Origin of the sequence: Pantoea vagans, assembly GCF_001506165.1 — a bacterium.
GTDB lineage: Bacteria > Pseudomonadota > Gammaproteobacteria > Enterobacterales > Enterobacteriaceae > Pantoea > Pantoea vagans_C.
The window spans coordinates 2347421-2365157 of sequence record NZ_CP011427.1; the positions used below are offsets into that span (position 1 = coordinate 2347421).

Annotated in this window: 13 protein-coding genes and 1 pseudogene; 7 read left to right on the forward strand and 7 right to left on the reverse strand. The window is 55.5% G+C overall.

The window, feature by feature from the left end; genetic code table 11:
- The first annotated feature begins 17 nt into the window (after nt 1-17).
- The gene (locus LK04_RS10925) at nt 18-1529 is read left to right on the forward strand and encodes an anion permease (RefSeq protein WP_039334836.1); all 1512 of its coding nucleotides are present in this window, start codon (nt 18-20) and stop codon (nt 1527-1529) included.
- Between the two features lie 163 nt (nt 1530-1692).
- The gene (gene fumA, locus LK04_RS10930; protein ID WP_039334769.1) at nt 1693-3336 is read left to right on the forward strand and encodes a class I fumarate hydratase FumA; all 1644 of its coding nucleotides are present in this window, start codon (nt 1693-1695) and stop codon (nt 3334-3336) included.
- A 79-nt stretch (nt 3337-3415) separates the two neighbouring features.
- On the opposite strand, the gene LK04_RS20775 is transcribed toward fumA, so the two are convergent.
- Together LK04_RS20775 and LK04_RS10935 are read right to left on the reverse strand one after the other, a co-directional pair.
- A complete protein-coding gene (locus tag LK04_RS20775; protein WP_197063359.1) occupies nt 3416-3580 on the reverse strand; it encodes a hypothetical protein in 165 nt (54 codons plus the stop codon).
- A 192-nt stretch (nt 3581-3772) separates the two neighbouring features.
- A pseudogene (locus tag LK04_RS10935) lies at nt 3773-5292 on the reverse strand (aldehyde dehydrogenase family protein).
- A gap of 361 nt (nt 5293-5653) precedes the next feature.
- Between LK04_RS10935 and LK04_RS10940 the strand changes: the two are divergent.
- The gene (locus LK04_RS10940) at nt 5654-6217 is read left to right on the forward strand and encodes a class I SAM-dependent methyltransferase (protein ID WP_039334764.1); all 564 of its coding nucleotides are present in this window, start codon (nt 5654-5656) and stop codon (nt 6215-6217) included.
- Here LK04_RS10940 and LK04_RS10945 read toward each other — a convergent pair.
- Nucleotides 6205-6924, reverse strand: coding sequence for a glutamine amidotransferase (locus LK04_RS10945; protein ID WP_039334755.1), 720 nt, complete (start codon nt 6922-6924; stop codon nt 6205-6207). The genes LK04_RS10940 and LK04_RS10945 overlap by 13 nt on opposite strands.
- Nucleotides 6925-7116: 192 nt before the next feature.
- Between LK04_RS10945 and LK04_RS10950 the strand changes: the two genes are divergently transcribed.
- Both LK04_RS10950 and LK04_RS10955 read left to right on the forward strand, forming a co-directional pair.
- Nucleotides 7117-8001 (forward strand): DMT family transporter, encoded by an 885-nt coding sequence (locus LK04_RS10950; protein ID WP_039334751.1) that lies wholly within the window; start codon nt 7117-7119, stop codon nt 7999-8001.
- Between the two features lie 47 nt (nt 8002-8048).
- Nucleotides 8049-9410: a CoA transferase gene (locus LK04_RS10955; protein ID WP_039334749.1), complete on the forward strand. Its 1362-nt coding sequence runs from the start codon at nt 8049-8051 to the stop codon at nt 9408-9410.
- Here LK04_RS10955 and LK04_RS10960 read toward each other — a convergent pair whose 3' ends face one another.
- The 3 genes from LK04_RS10960 to ghrA are packed head-to-tail and all read right to left on the reverse strand — an operon-like array spanning nt 9411 to nt 11698.
- Complete coding sequence (locus LK04_RS10960; protein ID WP_039334747.1) at nt 9411-9971, reverse strand: TorD/DmsD family molecular chaperone; 561 nt, start codon at nt 9969-9971, stop codon at nt 9411-9413. It abuts the gene before it with no gap.
- 26 nt (nt 9972-9997) lie between these two features.
- Nucleotides 9998-10735, reverse strand: coding sequence for a phosphatase (locus LK04_RS10965; protein WP_039334745.1), 738 nt, complete (start codon nt 10733-10735; stop codon nt 9998-10000).
- A gap of 24 nt (nt 10736-10759) precedes the next feature.
- Nucleotides 10760-11698, reverse strand: a complete 939-nt coding sequence (ghrA, locus tag LK04_RS10970; protein ID WP_039334743.1) for a glyoxylate/hydroxypyruvate reductase GhrA — start codon at nt 11696-11698, stop codon at nt 10760-10762.
- Nucleotides 11699-11905: 207 nt separating this feature from the next.
- On the opposite strand from ghrA, the gene treA reads away from it, so the two are divergent.
- A complete protein-coding gene (gene treA, locus LK04_RS10975; RefSeq protein ID WP_052206172.1) occupies nt 11906-13585 on the forward strand; it encodes an alpha,alpha-trehalase TreA in 1680 nt (559 codons plus the stop codon).
- 232 nt (nt 13586-13817) lie between these two features.
- Here treA and LK04_RS20560 read toward each other — a convergent pair.
- Nucleotides 13818-15190, reverse strand: a protein-coding gene (locus LK04_RS20560; protein WP_102136011.1) for an IS3 family transposase whose coding sequence is annotated in 2 segments (ribosomal slippage) — nt 13818-14689 and nt 14689-15190 — 1374 coding nt in all. Because the reading frame shifts where the segments join, the coding sequence is not laid out codon by codon here.
- 439 nt (nt 15191-15629) lie between these two features.
- On the opposite strand from LK04_RS20560, the gene LK04_RS10990 reads away from it, so the two are divergent.
- Complete coding sequence (locus LK04_RS10990) at nt 15630-17726, forward strand: TonB-dependent siderophore receptor (protein WP_039330599.1); 2097 nt, start codon at nt 15630-15632, stop codon at nt 17724-17726.
- Nucleotides 17727-17737 lie beyond the last annotated feature (11 nt).

Below are 17737 nucleotides of genomic sequence, written 5' to 3' on the forward strand. Positions count from 1 at the left end.
ACTTGCAGACCAAAACTATGAACACACAAACAACCCAGAGTGAATCCCTTAAAGCGCCCCCTGCGGCGCCGGGGAAAAAGAACCGCCTGATCATGTTGTGCCTGCCTATCATCGTCGCGGTGCTGTTGCTGCTGGTACCTACCCCTGCCGGGTTGGAACCTTATGCATGGCACTTCTTTGCCATCTTTGTTGGCGTCATCGTTGGACTGATCTTTGAACCGCTGCCCGGCGCCGTTATCGGCCTGACGGGTGTCGTCGTCATTGCGCTGTTCAGCCAGTGGGTGCTGTTTAGCCCGGCAGAACTGGCGGACCCTAAGTTCAAAACGGCAGCACAGTCGTTCAAATGGGCGGTGAGTGGCTTCGGCAACTCCACGGTCTGGCTGATCTTTGGTGCCTTTATGTTTGCGGCTGGCTACGACAAAACCCAGTTCGGTCGCCGTCTGGCGCTGATTCTGGTGAAGTATCTGGGTCGTCGCAGTTTGACGCTGGGTTATGCCATCACCTTTGCCGACCTGTTGCTGGCACCGTTTACCCCGTCTAACACCGCGCGCAGTGGCGGTACTATCTACCCCATCATCGCTAACCTGCCGCCGCTGTACGGTTCAAAACCTAATGATCCGAGCGCGCGTAAAATTGGTTCTTATCTGATGTGGGTCGCGATTACCGCCGCCTGTATCACCAGCTCGATGTTCCTCTCTGCGCTGGCACCTAACCTGTTGGCGCTGGCGCTGGTGAAAAGTGTCGTTGGCTTCGAAATCTCATGGGGCATGTGGTTCCTCGCCTTCCTGCCACTGGGTGTGCTGCTGATTCTGACCATGCCGTTGCTGGCCTACTGGCTCTATCCGCCGGAAGTGAAGGTTAATGACGAAGTGCCACGTTGGGCCACCGCTGAACTGGAAAAGCTGGGTCGTCTGAGCCGTAATGAAATCCTGCTGCTGGTGTTTGTGGTGTCCGCGCTGATGATGTGGATCTTCGCTGCCGCATGGATTGAACCGGCAATGGCCGCACTGTTAGTGATTGTATTGATGCTGTGGACAGGCGTACTAAACTGGAACGATATCACCAGCAATAAAGCGGCATGGAACACCTTTGCCTGGTTCGCCACTCTGGTGGCACTCGCAGATGGTCTGGCACGCGTTGGCTTTATCGCCTGGCTGGGTAAAGAAGGTGCGCAGTTGCTACACGGTTATGACCCACAGGTTTCTGCTGTGGTACTGCTGGTGGCCTTCTACTTACTGCACTATCTGTTTGCCAGCACCACGGCGCACACCACCGCGCTGTTGCCAGCGATGCTGACCATTGCGGCCTCCATCCCAGGCATCAATATGCCGGTGTTCTGTTTGATGATGTGTGTTTCTCTGGGTGTGATGGGCATTATCACCCCATACGGCACTGGCCCAAGCCCGATTTACTACGGTAGCGGCTACCTGCCAACCAAAGACTACTGGCGTCTCGGTACCATCTTTGGTGCCATCTTCCTGGTTGCTCTGATGGTTATCGCCTACCCATGGATGGTGATGATGTTCTGATGATGTTGCTCCGATGTTAAAAACGGAGCCGCGTATGACCGTGAAAGTGTTATGATGCTCGCCAGTCAGCCCCTGCGGAGGCTGGCGAGAGAAAAATCGAAAAACAGATCGCCTATTTGTCGCCCGTCATGCTGGCGGGCAACACGAAGCTAAGTGAGCCAACATGTCGAACAAACCCTTCTATTATCAGAATCCTTTTCCTCTCGCCAAAGATGATACCGAATACTATCTGCTGAGCCGCGATTACGTGTCAGTAGCGGAATTCGATGGCGAGGAAATCCTGAAAGTCGATCCTAAAGCCCTGACGTTACTGGCGAAGCAAGCGTTCCACGACGCGTCCTTTATGCTGCGCGCTTCACATCAGGCGCAGGTCGCGTCGATTCTGGCGGATGACGAAGCCAGTAAAAACGACAAATACGTAGCCCTGCAGTTCCTGCGCAACTCTGAAATCGCCGCCAAGGGCGTGTTGCCAACCTGCCAGGATACCGGTACCGCCATTATCATGGGCAAGAAAGGCCAGCGCGTCTGGACCGGCGGTGGCGATGAAGCCGCACTTTCTCGTGGCGTCTACGACACCTTTATTGAAGATAACCTGCGCTATTCTCAGAATGCCGCGCTGGATATGTACAAAGAGGTCAACACCGGCACCAACCTGCCGGCACAGATCGATCTGTACAGCGTGGATGGCGATGAGTACAAGTTCCTGTGTATTGCCAAAGGTGGCGGTTCAGCCAACAAAACCTATCTGTATCAGGAAACCAAAGCGCTGATTACCCCAGCCAAGCTGAAAAATTACTTGGTCGACAAAATGATGTCGCTGGGTACTGCCGCTTGCCCGCCATACCATATCGCATTTGTTATCGGCGGCACCTCCGCTGAGAGCACCCTGAAGACCGTGAAACTGGCCTCCACCCACTACTACGATTCGCTGCCGACCGAAGGCAACGAGCACGGTCAGGCATTCCGTGATGTGGCGCTGGAAGAAGAACTGTTGAAGGCATCGCAAGAGCTGGGCTTAGGCGCGCAGTTCGGTGGTAAATACTTCGCACATGACATCCGTGTGGTGCGTCTGCCGCGTCACGGCGCCTCCTGCCCGGTGGGTATGGGCGTGTCTTGTTCCGCAGACCGTAACATCAAAGCCAAGATTAACCGCGAAGGTATCTGGATTGAGAAGTTGGAAGACAATCCAGGCCGCTACATCCCGGAAGAACTGCGTCAGCAGGGCGAAGGGGAAGTCGTGCATGTCGATCTGAATCAACCGATGAGCGAGATCCTCGCCCTGCTGTCAGCCTATCCGGTTTCTACGCGTCTTTCGCTGAATGGCACCATCATCGTGGCGCGAGATATTGCCCACGCCAAGCTGAAAGAGCGCATTGATAACGGCGAAGGTCTGCCGCAGTACATCAAAGACCATCCGGTGTATTACGCAGGCCCGGCGAAAACGCCAGAGGGTTATGCCTCCGGTTCACTTGGCCCAACTACGGCGGGTCGTATGGACTCCTACGTTGACCTGTTGCAGGAACACGGCGGCAGCATGGTGATGCTGGCGAAAGGTAACCGTAGCAAACAGGTGACGGATGCCTGCCATAAACACGGCGGCTTCTACCTTGGCAGTATCGGTGGTCCAGCGGCAGTGCTGGCGCAGCAGAGTATTAAGAGCCTGGAGTGCGTGGAGTACGCTGAGCTGGGTATGGAAGCGATCTGGAAAATTGAAGTGGAGAACTTCCCGGCGTTCATCCTGGTGGATGACAAAGGCAACGACTTCTTCCAGCAGATCCACAACAACTGTGCAGCCTGTGTGAAATAAGCGCTTAAGCTGAGCTGAAAACAAAAAATCCGCGGCTAATGGCTGCGGATTTTTTTATGGGTGGGGTATTGCCGTTTGCTTACATCTCACCGATTTGCACGTCTAACAGCAGGTCGGCATCATCATCGTTTTGACCAATCACGTAGATCGCCTGACGACCGGGTAGATTTACCGTGATGATATGTTGGTCATCCGCATCCAACACATCGTCGTGCTGCTGCTGAAATTTATGCTGTGTGTTCATCTCTTCTCCTTAAAATGGCGCACTGTTTTAGTTTCCTTGCTCTCTAATATCGTCAAGACACGGCTTAAATGTAGCGGAATTGTCTGTATTCGTGATGCAGGCACTGTGGCACGGCAAAATGACAGTCAGATTAAAGAAGTGACGCACATTTTTTACTGTGAAGGGCAGCGGTATCACCCGCTGCCCTGTTACTTAGAAGAAGCCCAACGGTTGGGTGCTGTAACTCACCAGCAGGTTTTTGGTTTGCTGGTAATGATCGAGCATCATTTTGTGGGTTTCACGGCCAATACCGGATTTCTTGTAGCCACCAAACGCCGCATGCGCCGGATAGAGGTGGTAACAGTTGGTCCAGACACGCCCCGCTTTGATCGCGCGACCCATGCGGTAAGCACGGTTGATGTCACGCGTCCAGACGCCTGCGCCCAAACCGTAAATGGAGTCGTTGGCGATAGCGATCGCTTCTGCCTCATCCTTGAAGGTCAGTACGCCGACCACGGGTCCAAAGATCTCCTCCTGGAAGACGCGCATGCTGTTGTCGCCTTTCAGCAGCGTAGGTTGGATATAGTAACCGCTGTCGAAGGCTTCACCGATTTTCTCCACGCCACCGCCGTGCAGCACTTGCGCACCCTCTTTCTGCGCAATCTCAAGATAGGAGAGAATTTTATCGAACTGCTGCTGTGACGCCTGAGCACCAATCATGGTCTCGGTGTCCAGTGGGTCGCCGCGTTTAATGGTTTTGATGCGTTTCATCACCGCCGCCATAAAGGGTTCAAAGATAGACTCTTGGACCAGCGCACGTGAAGGGCAGGTACAGACTTCACCCTGGTTGAGGAAGCCCAGCACCACACCCTCCGCCGCCTTCTCGATAAAGCTCTCTTCGGCCTGCATGATGTCTTCGAAGAAGATATTCGGTGATTTGCCGCCCAACTCCACGGTGGACGGAATCAGACTTTTGGCGGCCAGTTCGAGAATGTGCCCCCGGTGGCGGTGGAACCTGTAAAGGCGATTTTGGCAATGCCCGGATGCGACGCCAGCGCTTCACCGGCCTCTTTACCGTAACCGTGCACCACGTTAATCACACCCGGTGGCACCAGATCTTTGATGACTTCCATAAACAGCGTAATCGACAGCGGGGTTTGCTCCGCCGGTTTCAACACCACGCAGTTGCCCGCACCCAACGCAGGGGCCAGCTTCCACGCCGCCATCAATAGCGGGAAGTTCCACGGGATGATTTGCCCCACCACGCCCAGCGGTTCGTGGAAGTGGTAAGCCGCGGTGAATTCATCGATTTCGGCCGCCGTGCCTTCTTGTGCACGCACACAACCCGCGAAATAGCGGAAATGGTCCACCGCCAGCGGCAAGTCCGCGGCCAGCGTTTCGCGCACCGGCTTACCGTTATCCCAGGTTTCGTTGACGGCGATATATTCCAGATTGGCTTCAAGCCGATCGGCAATTTTCAGTAGCACTAACGAGCGTGCCTGCGGAGAGGTCTTTCCCCAGGCATCGGCAGCGGCTTGTGCAGCGGCGACAGCATTATCGACATCGGCTTTATCGGAGCGCGGAAACTCGCCAATGGTAGAACCATTAATCGGTGTGGTGTTGACGAAGTAGTTACCGTTCACCGGCGCAACAAATTCGCCGTTGATAAAGTTGCCATAACGCGATTGCAGAGTAATGAGAGAACCTTGTTCTCCCGGAGCAGCGTAACGCATGGTGTTTCTCCTTGCGGGACAGAGTGGCGAATAACAACTATGAAACCTGTTATTAACATTGATCGATCAATGTCAGCCTGTCAGATCGCAGAGCGGGAAACTGTGACCGCACCGAAGGAAAATCCCGGGATTTTTAATTTGAGATTTAGCCATATCGGTATCAACAGCGGTCGCCATAAATAGCGACCCTACAATGGCATTTCACGTTTCTGTAGGGTGCGCATTTATGCGCGCCAGGAATGGGCATCTTTGCCGCGCCTCGCTGCGGATAATTCCGAGTTTTAAGCAGAATGCAGCGAAAAGCGAAACAAGCGCGCCGAATGTGGTCAATATGAAGCAGGACACTAATCAGGAGAAAGAGATGTTGGCTTCAGCCCTGACGTTAATGCGCGCCAAAGCGAACTTTGTTCAGCAATTTATTCGAAACCCGCGCAAGATGGGCAGCATCACGCCCTCCTCTGCCGCGCTGTGCCGCACCATGTGCGATGCCGTTCACTGGGATCGCAGCCTGCGTATCGCCGAACTCGGCGCGGGTGATGGCGTGCTGACACGGCACATTCTGGCAAGGATGTCCCCTCAGGCACAGTTGGATGTGTTTGAAATCAGTCCGGAGCTGGTTGATAGCCTGCGTGAATGGAGCGACCCGCGCATGCAGGTACGCGCCTGCTCCGCCGAGTATCTTTCCGGGGAGTACGATGTGATTTTCTCTGGCTTGCCACTGCTGTCGCTGCCGCCGGAAACCCGCGAAGCGATCCTCAGTGCGGTGCATGACGTGCTGGGGCCGCGCGGTGTGTTTGTGCAGTTCCAGTACACCTCGCTGACCCAGCCCGATTTGTCGCGTTACTTCACCTGGCAGCGCCAGCGAGTGCTAAAAAACATGCCACCCGCGTGGGTCTACCGCTGCACCCGGCACTACGCGCCCTGAGCTTGCACACGCGGCTGCGGCCGCGTGTGCTGCCAGAAACGGCGTAATAACTCTCGCGACCAATCCTCTCCCGTCACCGTTGTGCCATCATCGCTGACACCCGCCGGTAAACAGGCGGTCATGATGTCGCGGGTGAACTCCGGGTGGAATTGCACTGAGAGAGCCTGTGCGGAGTAACGCAGAATCTGGCAGCCATCCTGTTCCGATCTCGCCAAAACCTCAGCCTGAGGTGGCGGAGTGAGCACCGATTGACGGTGGGATAGCCAAGCCTGAAACTCGCCTGGCAACGAACCCAACCAGGGATCGCGGCTGGCACCGTGCGTCAGGGTTTTGAGTCCGCGCTCCCAGCCATTGGGGTTATCACCCACTTTGCCGCCCAGCGCATAGGCCATTAGTTGGTGGCCGTAGCACACACCTAACAACGGTAACGCCGCTTCCAGCGCACCACGAATCCATGCCGCAGTGCGCTCGCTCCAGTCGGCATGGTCAGTTACCATCGCCCAGGATCCACTGAGGATCGCGCCACTGACGCGCTCAAAGGCGGGCAGCTCTTCGCCCAGATGCGGACGGATAATCACATAGTCGTCAGGCTGCAGTTGCAGCGCGTCGATAAACCAGACGGGTTGTTCACCAATTTGCGCCACAACCGACGGCGGCGGCACTTCGAGTTGAATCAGGGCAAGAGGTAGAGCGCGGGTGTGTGTCATTCCGAATTCATTCCTTAACGGAGTCAGCTTTCGGACATCCACTTTGACAGGAAATCAGGGACATGTCTTATTTTTTTCCTGCATAAGCTCATGCGCACGCGAAAAATATTTTTGCTCAATGTCACAGAAAGTAGCGGCTTCGTGCCATGATTAGCCGGTGATAACTCCCCCTTTGATGTGAAGGATGACACTGTGGCAGTGCGGCATTTCTTTATGGTTTTGATGGTGGTTTCCATCTGGGCTTTCAATAACGTAGCAGTAAAGTGGGGATTGCTGGAGCTTCCTCCGCTGTTTCTCACCTGGATGCGTTTTGTGGTGGTAGCCATCGTGCTGGTACCCTTCTGCCGCATCACCCGTGAGCAGCTGCCATGGTTACTCACCCTCGCCTTCACCTTTGGTTTCATGCACTTCTCACTGCTGTTTGTCGGCATGCGCTATACCGATGCCGGTACCGGAGCAATTGTGGTCCAGCTGGGCACGCCGATTGCGATGCTGCTGGCGATGCTGGTGCTGAAAGAAAAACTGCGTCTGGTGCAGTTATTTGGCATCGGCATTTCTCTCAGCGGTGTTGCCGTGCTGTCTGGCAGCCCGACCATTCCCGCATGGTGGGTGCTGTGTATTTTGCTGTGCAGCGCCTTTGGCTGGGCGATAAGCAATATGATCGTGAAAAAATCACCGCCGATTAAACCGCTCACTCTGACGGGCTGGATCTCCTTTCTTGCCGTGCCGATTGTCGGTGCCGCCTCCTGGCTGACCGAATCACAGCAGTTTTACGCACTCAGCCATGCCGGTTGGCGCGGCTGGTTTGGCATTCTCTACAGCGCGCTGGCCTCCTCGATTGTCGCCTACACGCTGTGGTATGCGCTGCTGAAGAAGTACAACGTCAATCTGATCATGCCCTACTCCCTTTTGACCCCGGTACTGGCGGTGTTGATGGGCGTACTGGTGCTGGGCGACAGCATGAACAGCTTCAAAATCCTCGGAGCCTCTTTGGTGGTGCTGGGCACCGCGATTGCGGTGATCAATCTGCGTAACCTGCGCATGCACGCGCGTTTTCCGCGGTTGCGTCGCCGTTAAAACCCCTCTGCTATGCTTGAGTCTCGCGTGTTTTCCGGAGACTTAACATGGATACTCAATCTGCTGCTGCGTTATGGCAGCAACTCTGGCAGGGATTGCGTGGTGAAGACCCGCGCCCTGCTCTCAGCTTTCTCCAGCCCGATACCTTCCAGTCTGCCTTCGCCGTCAGCGAACTGGCGGCCACCAGCATTGGGTTAGCCAGCCAGGCGCTGAGCGATTTACTCGGCCAGTCCACCCCAGTAAGTGTGAATGTCCGGCTTGCCTCACGCTGGTTCCAGCATAGCCTGACGCCGCTCAATCGTCCGTCTGCTGCGTTATGGGATCCCTTTGCCGGTGACTACGCCACTGCGGATGGTTGGATCCGCCTGCATACCAATGCACCGCATCATCGTGCCGCGATGGAACAGGTGTTAGGTCAGCATCCTGACCGCGCGGCATTGAGTCAGGTAGTCGCCACCTGGCAGGCCGAAGCCCTTGAACACGCGGTAGTGATGGCAGGGGGTTGTGCCGCGCTAATGCGCAGTGAGCAGCAGTGGCAACAGCATCCACAAGGCATGGCGGTGAACAGTGAACCCCTGATTGACCAACAGGCCACCGGAGAAGCCCCAAGGCCGGGTTGGCGGTTGCCTACGGCACGCCCTTTACTCGGGGTACGCGTGCTGGATCTCACACGCATTATCGCAGGACCGGTTTGCACACGCTTTCTTGCCAGCCTCGGTGCGCAGGTATTACGCATCGATCCTTATGGCTGGGAAGAGCCGACGCTGGAAGAGGAGATCACCTGCGGCAAGCGTTGTGCGCGGCTCGATCTGAAAAGCAAAGCTGGCCGTGAGCAGCTGCGCGATTTAATCCAACACGCTGATGTGATGGTGCATGGCTATCGTGCTGACGCACTGGAAAAACTGGGGCTGGATGCCGACACCCGCCGCTCACTTGCCCCCGGACTGGTGGATGTCAGTCTCAATGCGTGGGGCTGGAGCGGTCCCTGGCGTAACCGGCGTGGCTTCGATAGCCTGGTGCAAATGGGATGCGGCATTGCCGAGCGCGGGATGATGTGGAGCGGTAGCGCGAAACCGCACCCGTTGCCGGTGCAGGCGCTCGATCATGCCACCGGTTACATGATGGCCGCCGCCGTGCTGGAAGGGCTGCGGCAGCGACGTGAGAATCATGTGGGCTGGCAGGCACGCTTGTCACTGGCACGCACGGCTCGGCTGCTGCAACAACAGGGGTCAGCGCCGCAACAGCCGCAAAGCGGCATTACCGCGCAGCGCGATGATGCGCTGAGTGCGCTGGAGATCAATGCCTGGGGGATTGCGGAGAGGCTGCGTGCCGCCGCGTATCTGCCCGGCACGCCAATGATCTGCGCCACACCGGGTGTCAGGCTCGGCAGTAGCGCAGCCAGCTGGTAATCAGGCTTCTTCTTCGTTGCCTTCGTTCAGCTCATCGTACATGGTTTGGATTGCCTCACGACTCAGCGCAGCCAGCGTGCGGTAGAACGCGCTGGTGGCGTGTGCTTCGACTTTTCCGAGGAATGCACCGCACCACGGCAGCAGATAGTCATCGAACAGCGCCAGCTGCGCAGCTGACTCATCTTCTGCCGACTGATCTTCCAGCCACGAAGCCGCCAACAGCAGCACACCAAAGTGATCGGCAGGCGCATCGCTCAACGGCATGCCACGTGAACTCAGAAACGCACGCACATCCGCTTCGGTTGGACCGTTTGGCCACTGTGAAGCGTACGGCGGCACGCTGCACTCACTGCCCACGAACAGCGCGTTGTAATCCGCGGCCAGCGCCTGAGGATCGCTATTTTGTTGCAGACGGGTCAACAGTTCATCCTGCTCCAGCGGCCACTGGTCTTTCAGTTTGCCTTCACGCAGCACGGTGAAAAGCGGCACCAGCAGCGGATCTTGCGGCTGGCGGTTGAACAGCGAGCCGATGACGCGGCAGAGAATGGAAAACTCATTCATGCAACAGAATTCCTTGAGGCAAAAAGTTAAAAGTCTGCAAATTCAGCAATATGCTTCCCGGTACGCTGTTCGAGGAAATCGAGCAAGCGGCGTGGCGTGACATTTAACACGCGATCCTCGGGAAAATCCACTTCACGCGTAATACGGATGCAGTGTTCAAAGTGGCCCAGCGTAAAGGCAGTGTGGGAATCAGAACCAAAGGCCAGACGCCCGCCGGCATCGCGCACCGCTTCGGCGATGGCGCGGCAGTTAGGTTCACTGCCAGGTCGTGAATGGGTAAACGAGGAGTTGTTGATCTCCAGCGCGACATCATAATGCGCCGCCGCTTCAGCAATCGCGCGGATATCGACCGGGAATTTCGGATTGCCAGGATGCGAGATGATGTGCACCAGTCCACCGGCCATCGCCGCAATCATCGCTTCGGTGTGATGCGCTTTATCACGTGGCGCGTACACTGGCTCGTGGAAGCCTGCCACAATCAGATCCAGCGCATCCAGCATCGGGCAACTGCAGTCGATCTCGCCCTGCTGGTTTTTGATGTTGGCTTCAATACCGCGCAGCACGCCCACGCCATCGATCACGCGTGGCCAGATGCGCATATTGACGAAGTGCCAATAATGCGGCGCATCCGCCATATCCGGACCGTGATCGGTTATAGCAAACAGCTTCAGGCCATTCTGCTTAGCCTGTACCACGTAATCGTGCAGCGTACTGTAGGCGTGGGTGCTGGCAACGGTGTGCATGTGCAAATCGACGGGATACATCCTCTTCTCCTGACAAAATGTGAATTAATAACCGCGTTGACGATCGACTAAACCGCCCGGCTGCTGGCCTTGCTCCAGAGCAAGTATGGCACCCGCAATGAAATCCATCGCCTCACCCGGCAATGTTATGGCAGCAGTATGTGGCGTGATTGTGACATGCGGATGCGACCAGAGCGGGTGATCCTTGGGCAAAGGTTCCGTCTGGAACACATCCAGCGCGGCACCTGCCAACTGGCCGCTATTCAGGGCCGCCAGCAAATCGGCTTCCACCACGTGCGCACCGCGCGCCATATTGAGGAAAAAGGCGCCGTGCGGCAGTACGCTTAGCACGTGCTCATCAATCAGGTTGGTGGTCTCCGGCGTGGTCGGCAGCAAATCAATCAGCACTTGCGTGCCATCGAGAAAGGCATTCAGCTGCTCGCGACCGTGGAAGGTTTGCACGCCTTCAATGGTTTTTGCTGAACGGCTCCAGCAGCGTAGCGGGAAGCCCCACTGACGCAGACTCTCCAGTACGCTGCGCCCCAGCACACCGGCACCCAGAATACCGATGGTAAAGTTCTCGCGTTCATAGCCCTTCAACTGCTGCCAGTGCGCCCGTTGCTGCTGTTGACGATAGTCGGCAAAACGACGGAACCAGCCCAACACGCACCAGTTGGCATACTCTTGCATCTGACGCGCCATTCCGGTGTCTTCTAAACGTATCAGCGGCACTTCATCGGACAGCATTTCCGGATGGGCGTGCTGTTGTTTAAGAATCTCATCCACGCCAGCGCCCATGGCGAATACGCCTTTCAACGGGCGTCCGGCGAGCATCTCTGTGGGCGGTGAACGCACGATGGCGTAGTCGGCCGGTGCATTATCACCCGGTTGCCAGTAGCGTACGTTGACGCCCGGTATACGTTGATGCAGTCCGTCAATCCAGCTCTGCGGATTGGATGAGGGGTGATACCAGATGATCTCCATACAGCTCTCCTTTTTTTCCTTCAGCCTCAGGCAAATACCTGTTGAGGGCAAGCAAAAACCTTAGGGTTAATGCAATTTCTCCCGTGATTAATTCCGAACGCTTCACATTTCCGCCCCCTTGGGGGGATAAGCGGCGGATAAGCGACTAAAGTTGTTCGAGTGGTCAATGCGTTAGCACACCACCTTTTCGGACAAGGAGAAAAACCGATGATAAAAAATGTCATATTCACGCCCGCGCGCCTCACCTTTTTACTGAGCGCTGCCCTGCTCGCGGGTTCTGCCGTTGCGCAGGCTGAAGATAACAGCCGCATGCTGAGCAACCAGCCCCAACCACCGGATATCCGTTTGGGGCCACTGTTTAACGCCGTGCAGCAGGCGAAATTTTATCCGGACCAGAAAACCTTTGCCGACGCGGTCCCGAAGTACAACCCCTCTTCCATTCTGGCCGACTGGCAGATGCAAAAGAGCCAGCGCAACTTCGATCTGAAGCACTTTGTTGACGCCAATTTCACCTTGCCTAAAGAGCAGGACAAATATGTGCCGCCCGCTGGGCAGAGCCTGCGTGAGCATATCAACGGCTTGTGGCCGGTGTTGACCCGCTCCACGCCTAACGCCAGCCAGTATGATTCCCTGCTGCCGTTGCCTAAGCCTTACGTTGTACCGGGTGGTCGCTTCCGCGAAGTCTATTACTGGGACAGCTACTTCACCATGCTGGGCCTGGCGGAGAGCGGCCATTGGGATCGGGTGCAAGATATGGTGGACAACTTCGCCACCGAGCTCGACAAATATGGCCATATCCCGAACGGCAACCGCAGCTACTATCTCAGCCGATCGCAGCCACCGTTCTTTAGCCTGATGGTCGATCTGTTAGCCACTCACAAAGGTGATGACGTCTATCGCCAGTATCTGCCGCAGTTGCAGAAAGAGTATGACTACTGGATGGCCGACAGCGATAAGGTCGCCGCAGGACAAGCCAGCAAGCGCGTCATTAAGCTCAGCGATGGCACCTTGCTCAATCGCTATTGGGATGACCGCGATGCCCCACGCACCGAATCCTGGCTGGACGATGTGAACACCGCCAACAAAGCACCGGACCGCAATAAACAGCAGGTGTATCGCGATCTGCGTGCTGGCGCGGCATCGGGCTGGGATTTCAGCTCACGTTGGTTTACCGATGCGCATAATCTGGCCTCCATCCGCACCACACAACTGGCACCGGTGGATCTGAATAGCCTGATGTTCCATCTGGAGCAGGTGCTGTCTAAGGCATCCAAACTGGCGAAACAGGATGACCAGGCCAAACAGTTTGCTGCTGATGCCGAGAAGCGTCGGGCGGCGATCAATCGCTATCTGTGGGATGCAAAACAGGGCTGGTATGCCGATTACGACTGGCAGAAAAAACAGATCCACCCGCAGCTCACCGCGGCAACACTGTTCCCGCTGTATATGCAGGTGGCGAGTGAGAAACAGGCCGATCGCACGGCGAAAGCGGTAGAAAAACAGCTGCTAAAACCGGGTGGGTTAGTGACCACCACGGTGAATAACGGTCAGCAATGGGACGCACCTAATGGCTGGGCACCGCTGCAATGGGTTGCCATTGAAGGACTGGAGCATTACCACCAGCCCAAACTGGCGCAAGAGATTGGCCAGCGTTTCCTGCAAAACGTGCAGGCCACCTATGACAAAGAGCATAAGCTGGTTGAGAAGTACGTGGTGGAAGGCGCGCAGCTGGGCGGCGGTGGCGGCGGTGAATATCCGTTGCAGGATGGCTTCGGCTGGACCAATGGCGTGACGCTAAAACTGCTGGATAAGTATTGCCCGAAAGATAAGACCTGCAATAACGCTGGGGATATCCCGAATATGCCAGCGTTAAGCGCGGGGAAATAAGCGCTTTAGACAGGGGCGGCCTAAGGGTGCAGCAGAGGCGTCATGGCCTCAGACAACGTGCCCTTTTTGACAACGCGCACTGAAGCTAAGGAGCTGGCTGGGGTCGCACCGGGGCAGGCATCCGCAGCGCTGAGCTGAGCGAGTATGCCAGGAGAGCCCGCAGGACGCGGGCGAAAGGTGGCGCTGGAACATGGATGTTCCATCGTGAACTGAACCCCTTAACCTGGACTCTTTAAGTCAGCTTAATTTGATTATGAGTCCGGTACTCCACCGGACTCAGTCCGCCCAGTCCCATCTTTATCCGCTTGTCGTTCCAGAAGTCTATGTACTCACCGATCGCAGCACTCAGTTCGCTCACACTTCGGAACGTCTTCAGATAAAACATCTCTGTTTTAAGATGCCCAAAGAAGTTCTCTATCATCGCATTGTCCAGACAGTTGCCTTTCCTGGACATACTTTGCTGTATTCCTCTCTCTGCGAGTTGACGCCGGTAATATGGCCGCTGGTAATGCCACCCCTGATCACTGTGCAACAACACGCGGCTCAGGCTACTCAGGTGACTGAACGCCTTTTTCAGCATGCCATCTATCAATGATGCCGTTGCCTTCTGTGAGCCTTCCCAGGCCACGATTTCATCGTTGTACAGGTCCATTATGGCTGACAGGTAATATTTATCCTCTCCCACTCGGAACTCCGTCACGTCTGTTACCCATTTCTCTTCAGGCGCTGAAGCAACGAAGTTTCTTTGTAGCAGGTTAGCCACTGTCGGATTCACGCCTCCCCGGTAGGAACAATATTTCTTCCGCCTTACCGGGCACTCCAGCGACAGAGCTTTCATCAGCTTAAGGATAGTTTTACCACTGTGACTGTAGCCACATTGTCTGAGAAGCTCGTTAAGCCGCCGGTAGCCATACAGGCTTCTGTGTTCACTGAACAACCGGAGCATCAGCACCTTAACCTCAGCATATTTATCCGGTATCTGAAGGCGAGCCAGATGATAAAAGAAGGTGCTCCGGGCCAGTTGAGCCGCTTTCAGCAGCACCGGCAGGCGATGTTGCGTACGCAACAGGTTTACCGCCGCTGCTTTTTCAGCGACTCCAGCCGCTTTTTTTCAAGGAGTATCCCCTGCAGCGTCTTCAGATAGTCATTTTCCGCCCGGAGATATTCGAGCTCCTTCAGCAGTTCTTCAGGCGTTTTATCATCTGCTTTACGAGGCTTGTCTGGATTAACTGGCATAAATACGCTCCGCTCCGGTTGTGTCGGACAAAAGGCACTGTACCCCTTTAGTCTGAACCGTTTGAGCCAGTTATCAACAGTGGTATGGGAAGCAATACCAAATCGGGCCGCGAGCCTTGCCGATGTCTCAGGATGGTTGATGGCATAGGTGACAACCTCTCGTTTGAACTCCGGTGAATACATCTGAGAGCGGGAGCGGGAACGGGGACGCAGTGCTTCCTCACCGTGGTGAAGATAAAGCTGTATCCAGCGGATAGCATGCGTCCTCGAAACCCCGAAATGTTGTGCTGTCCCGCCCTGACCGGCATGACCGTCGAGAAAGTAACGCACGACCTTTAACTTGAATTGAGTGGAATATTTGGGCTTCATGATTTATCCCCATTATGTCGTTTTACAGTCCAACATTATGGGTTCAGTCCATCGGCACCGGTCCGTTAAGGCAGACGAGTGAAGTGAAGGCACCGCGTAGCGGCGCGAGGACCGCCAGCCCCGGTGCGACCCCAGACGGCGTTATCGTCAGTCGCTTAACTGACGAGTAATTTGCCATAATTGGCGGCCCGACAAGCAAGGATACGGATTTCTGGGGTGTGCATTCATGCGCACTAGCAGAAAGCCAGTCAGTTAATCCCCCAACTTCCGCCCACCTTGTGAGATTTTCTCACACCTCATCTATCTCAAATTTACATCTTGAAACACAGCCTACTAAAAGATAATAATTATCACTCTAATATCGACTCTTATTCTCACATTTGAGGTGGTGCTTTTACATGTGCTGCCATTTTGCCTGCTTTCAGTTAAAGGATTTCTGATGTCGCTTTTTACCCTCAATCGTGGCCGCGTGCTGTGTGCGCTGGCTTTAGCCCTGCCTGGAGCCACCTTCGCTGAAGAGTCCATCGTGGTAACGGCACAACCGCAAGAGAGCGCCAACTCACCGACACAAGGTTATCTCGCCACACGCAGTAGCGGCAGCAGCAAAACCGATCAGCCCTTAATCACCACGCCACAGTCGATTTCAGTGGTAACGCGACAGCAAATGGAAGACCAGGGTGCCCAGGATCTTAACCAGGCGCTCAACTACACCCCTGGCGTGTTTACCAACTTCGGTGGTGCGGCAACGCGTTACGACACTATCGCTTTACGCGGCTTCCACGGCGGCGATGTGGATAACACCTTCCTTGATGGCCTGCGCATCATGAGCGATGGCGGCAGCTTTAATATCCTGCAGGTCGATAACTGGTTCCTGGACCGCGTGGACGTGATTAAAGGCCCCTCCTCCGCGCTGTACGGCCAGACTGTACCGGGTGGATTGGTAAATCTGGTCAGCAAGCGCCCGCAGTTTGCCGAGGAGGGTCACTTCCGCCTGTCGACTGGCACCAATGCCACCAACAGCGCCGCGTTTGATTACACCAACGCCATCAACGATCAGTGGGCATTTCGTCTGACCGGCATCACGCGCAACAGTGATACCCAATATGACCATACCCGCGAAGAAAAATACGCCATTTCACCGCAGCTGATGTGGCAGCCGAGTGAAGACACCAACCTGGTGCTGCGCGCCTATCTGCAAAAAGATCCTTCCGGTGGGTATCACGGTTCCGTACCTGCAGAAGGGACGCTTTATAGCCACAATGGCCGTAAACTGAGTGACAGCTTCTATGAAGGCGACAGTGCGCTGGATCAGTTCAAACGTAATGAACAGATCTACAGCTACGACTTCTCACACCGCTTTAATGATGTGTGGTCGTTCTACTCCACCGCCAGCTATAGCCACTCGAATGTCGATCTCGATCAGGTGTATCAGATTGGTTGGGATGCCACCAACCCCGATTTGCTGACGCGTTACTATTCTGGCGAACGATCATCACTCAGCGCCTGGGCCAACGACAACCGCCTGCAGGCCGATTTTTCCACCGGTGCAGTGCAGCACCGTGTGATTTTAGGTGCGGAGTACCACCGATATAAGAACGATCTCAGCAACGCCAGCGGCTACGCCAGCTCACTGAATCCATGGACGGGCGAAGCTGTTGGCACCATGCCGGATTACAGCTGGACAGAATCGACCCGCCGCTACTATCAAACCGGGATTTATCTGCAGGATGAGTTACAGCTGGATCGCTGGCATTTGGATCTCTCTGGCCGCTATGATCGCATCGTGTCGAATAATGGCACCAGTCGCCGCCAGGATGACCATATCAGCGGTCGTGCTGCACTGCTGTACGCCTTCGACAGTGGCATCTCGCCTTATGTCAGTTGGAGTCAGGCGATCACTCCCGCCTCACTCACTGACCCGTACGGCAATCAGCTGAAACCCACCACCTCGGAACAGTATGAGGCCGGCGTGAAATACCAGCCGGTTGGCACGCGCGATATGTATTCAATTGCGTTGTATGACTTGACGCAGAATGATGTCGCCAACCGCAACGTCATCGACAGTACCTTCACCCCTTCTGGCAAAGTGCATTCGCAGGGAATTGAGCTGGAAGCGCGTAATCAGCTGACACCGCGCCTGAGCACCATCGCGGGTTACACCCTCAACCACCTGCGCTTCAAAGACTCGGTGGATGGTAACGAAGGTCATACTCCGTATGTCACCCCCAATAGCATGGCGTCCTTCTGGGGACATTATCAGTTCGATTACGGCTTGAGTGCCGGTGCCGGTGTGCGTTACATCGGTAAGCAGTGGGCGGATAATGAAAACACCACCCGTTTGCCGTCAGTGACGCTGTTTGATGCCTCGGTGCGTGCCGATCTGGGTGCCTGGAATTCACAGCTGAAAGGCGCGTGGTTGCAGGTGAATGCCAATAACCTGACCGATAAAAAGTATCTTACCGCCTGTTATGGCACTGGATACTGTTATCGCGGTGCAGAGCGTACGGTGATGGCGACAGTGGGTTATGATTTCTGATAAGACGGGAG

Bases quoted from the DNA above. Each gene is read 5' to 3' on its own strand.
- LK04_RS10925 (WP_039334836.1), top strand. From the start codon at position 18: ATGAACACACAAACAACCCAGAGTGAATCCCTTAAAGCGCCCCCTGCG.
- fumA (WP_039334769.1), top strand. From the start codon at position 1,693: ATGTCGAACAAACCCTTCTATTATCAGAATCCTTTTCCTCTCGCCAAA.
- LK04_RS20775 (WP_197063359.1), bottom strand. From the start codon at position 3,580: ATGAACACACAGCATAAATTTCAGCAGCAGCACGACGATGTGTTGGAT.
- LK04_RS10940 (WP_039334764.1), top strand. From the start codon at position 5,654: ATGTTGGCTTCAGCCCTGACGTTAATGCGCGCCAAAGCGAACTTTGTT.
- LK04_RS10945 (WP_039334755.1), bottom strand. From the start codon at position 6,924: ATGACACACACCCGCGCTCTACCTCTTGCCCTGATTCAACTCGAAGTG.
- LK04_RS10955 (WP_039334749.1), top strand. From the start codon at position 8,049: ATGGATACTCAATCTGCTGCTGCGTTATGGCAGCAACTCTGGCAGGGA.
- LK04_RS10960 (WP_039334747.1), bottom strand. From the start codon at position 9,971: ATGAATGAGTTTTCCATTCTCTGCCGCGTCATCGGCTCGCTGTTCAAC.
- LK04_RS10965 (WP_039334745.1), bottom strand. From the start codon at position 10,735: ATGTATCCCGTCGATTTGCACATGCACACCGTTGCCAGCACCCACGCC.
- ghrA (WP_039334743.1), bottom strand. From the start codon at position 11,698: ATGGAGATCATCTGGTATCACCCCTCATCCAATCCGCAGAGCTGGATT.
- treA (WP_052206172.1), top strand. From the start codon at position 11,906: ATGATAAAAAATGTCATATTCACGCCCGCGCGCCTCACCTTTTTACTG.
- LK04_RS10990 (WP_039330599.1), top strand. From the start codon at position 15,630: ATGTCGCTTTTTACCCTCAATCGTGGCCGCGTGCTGTGTGCGCTGGCT.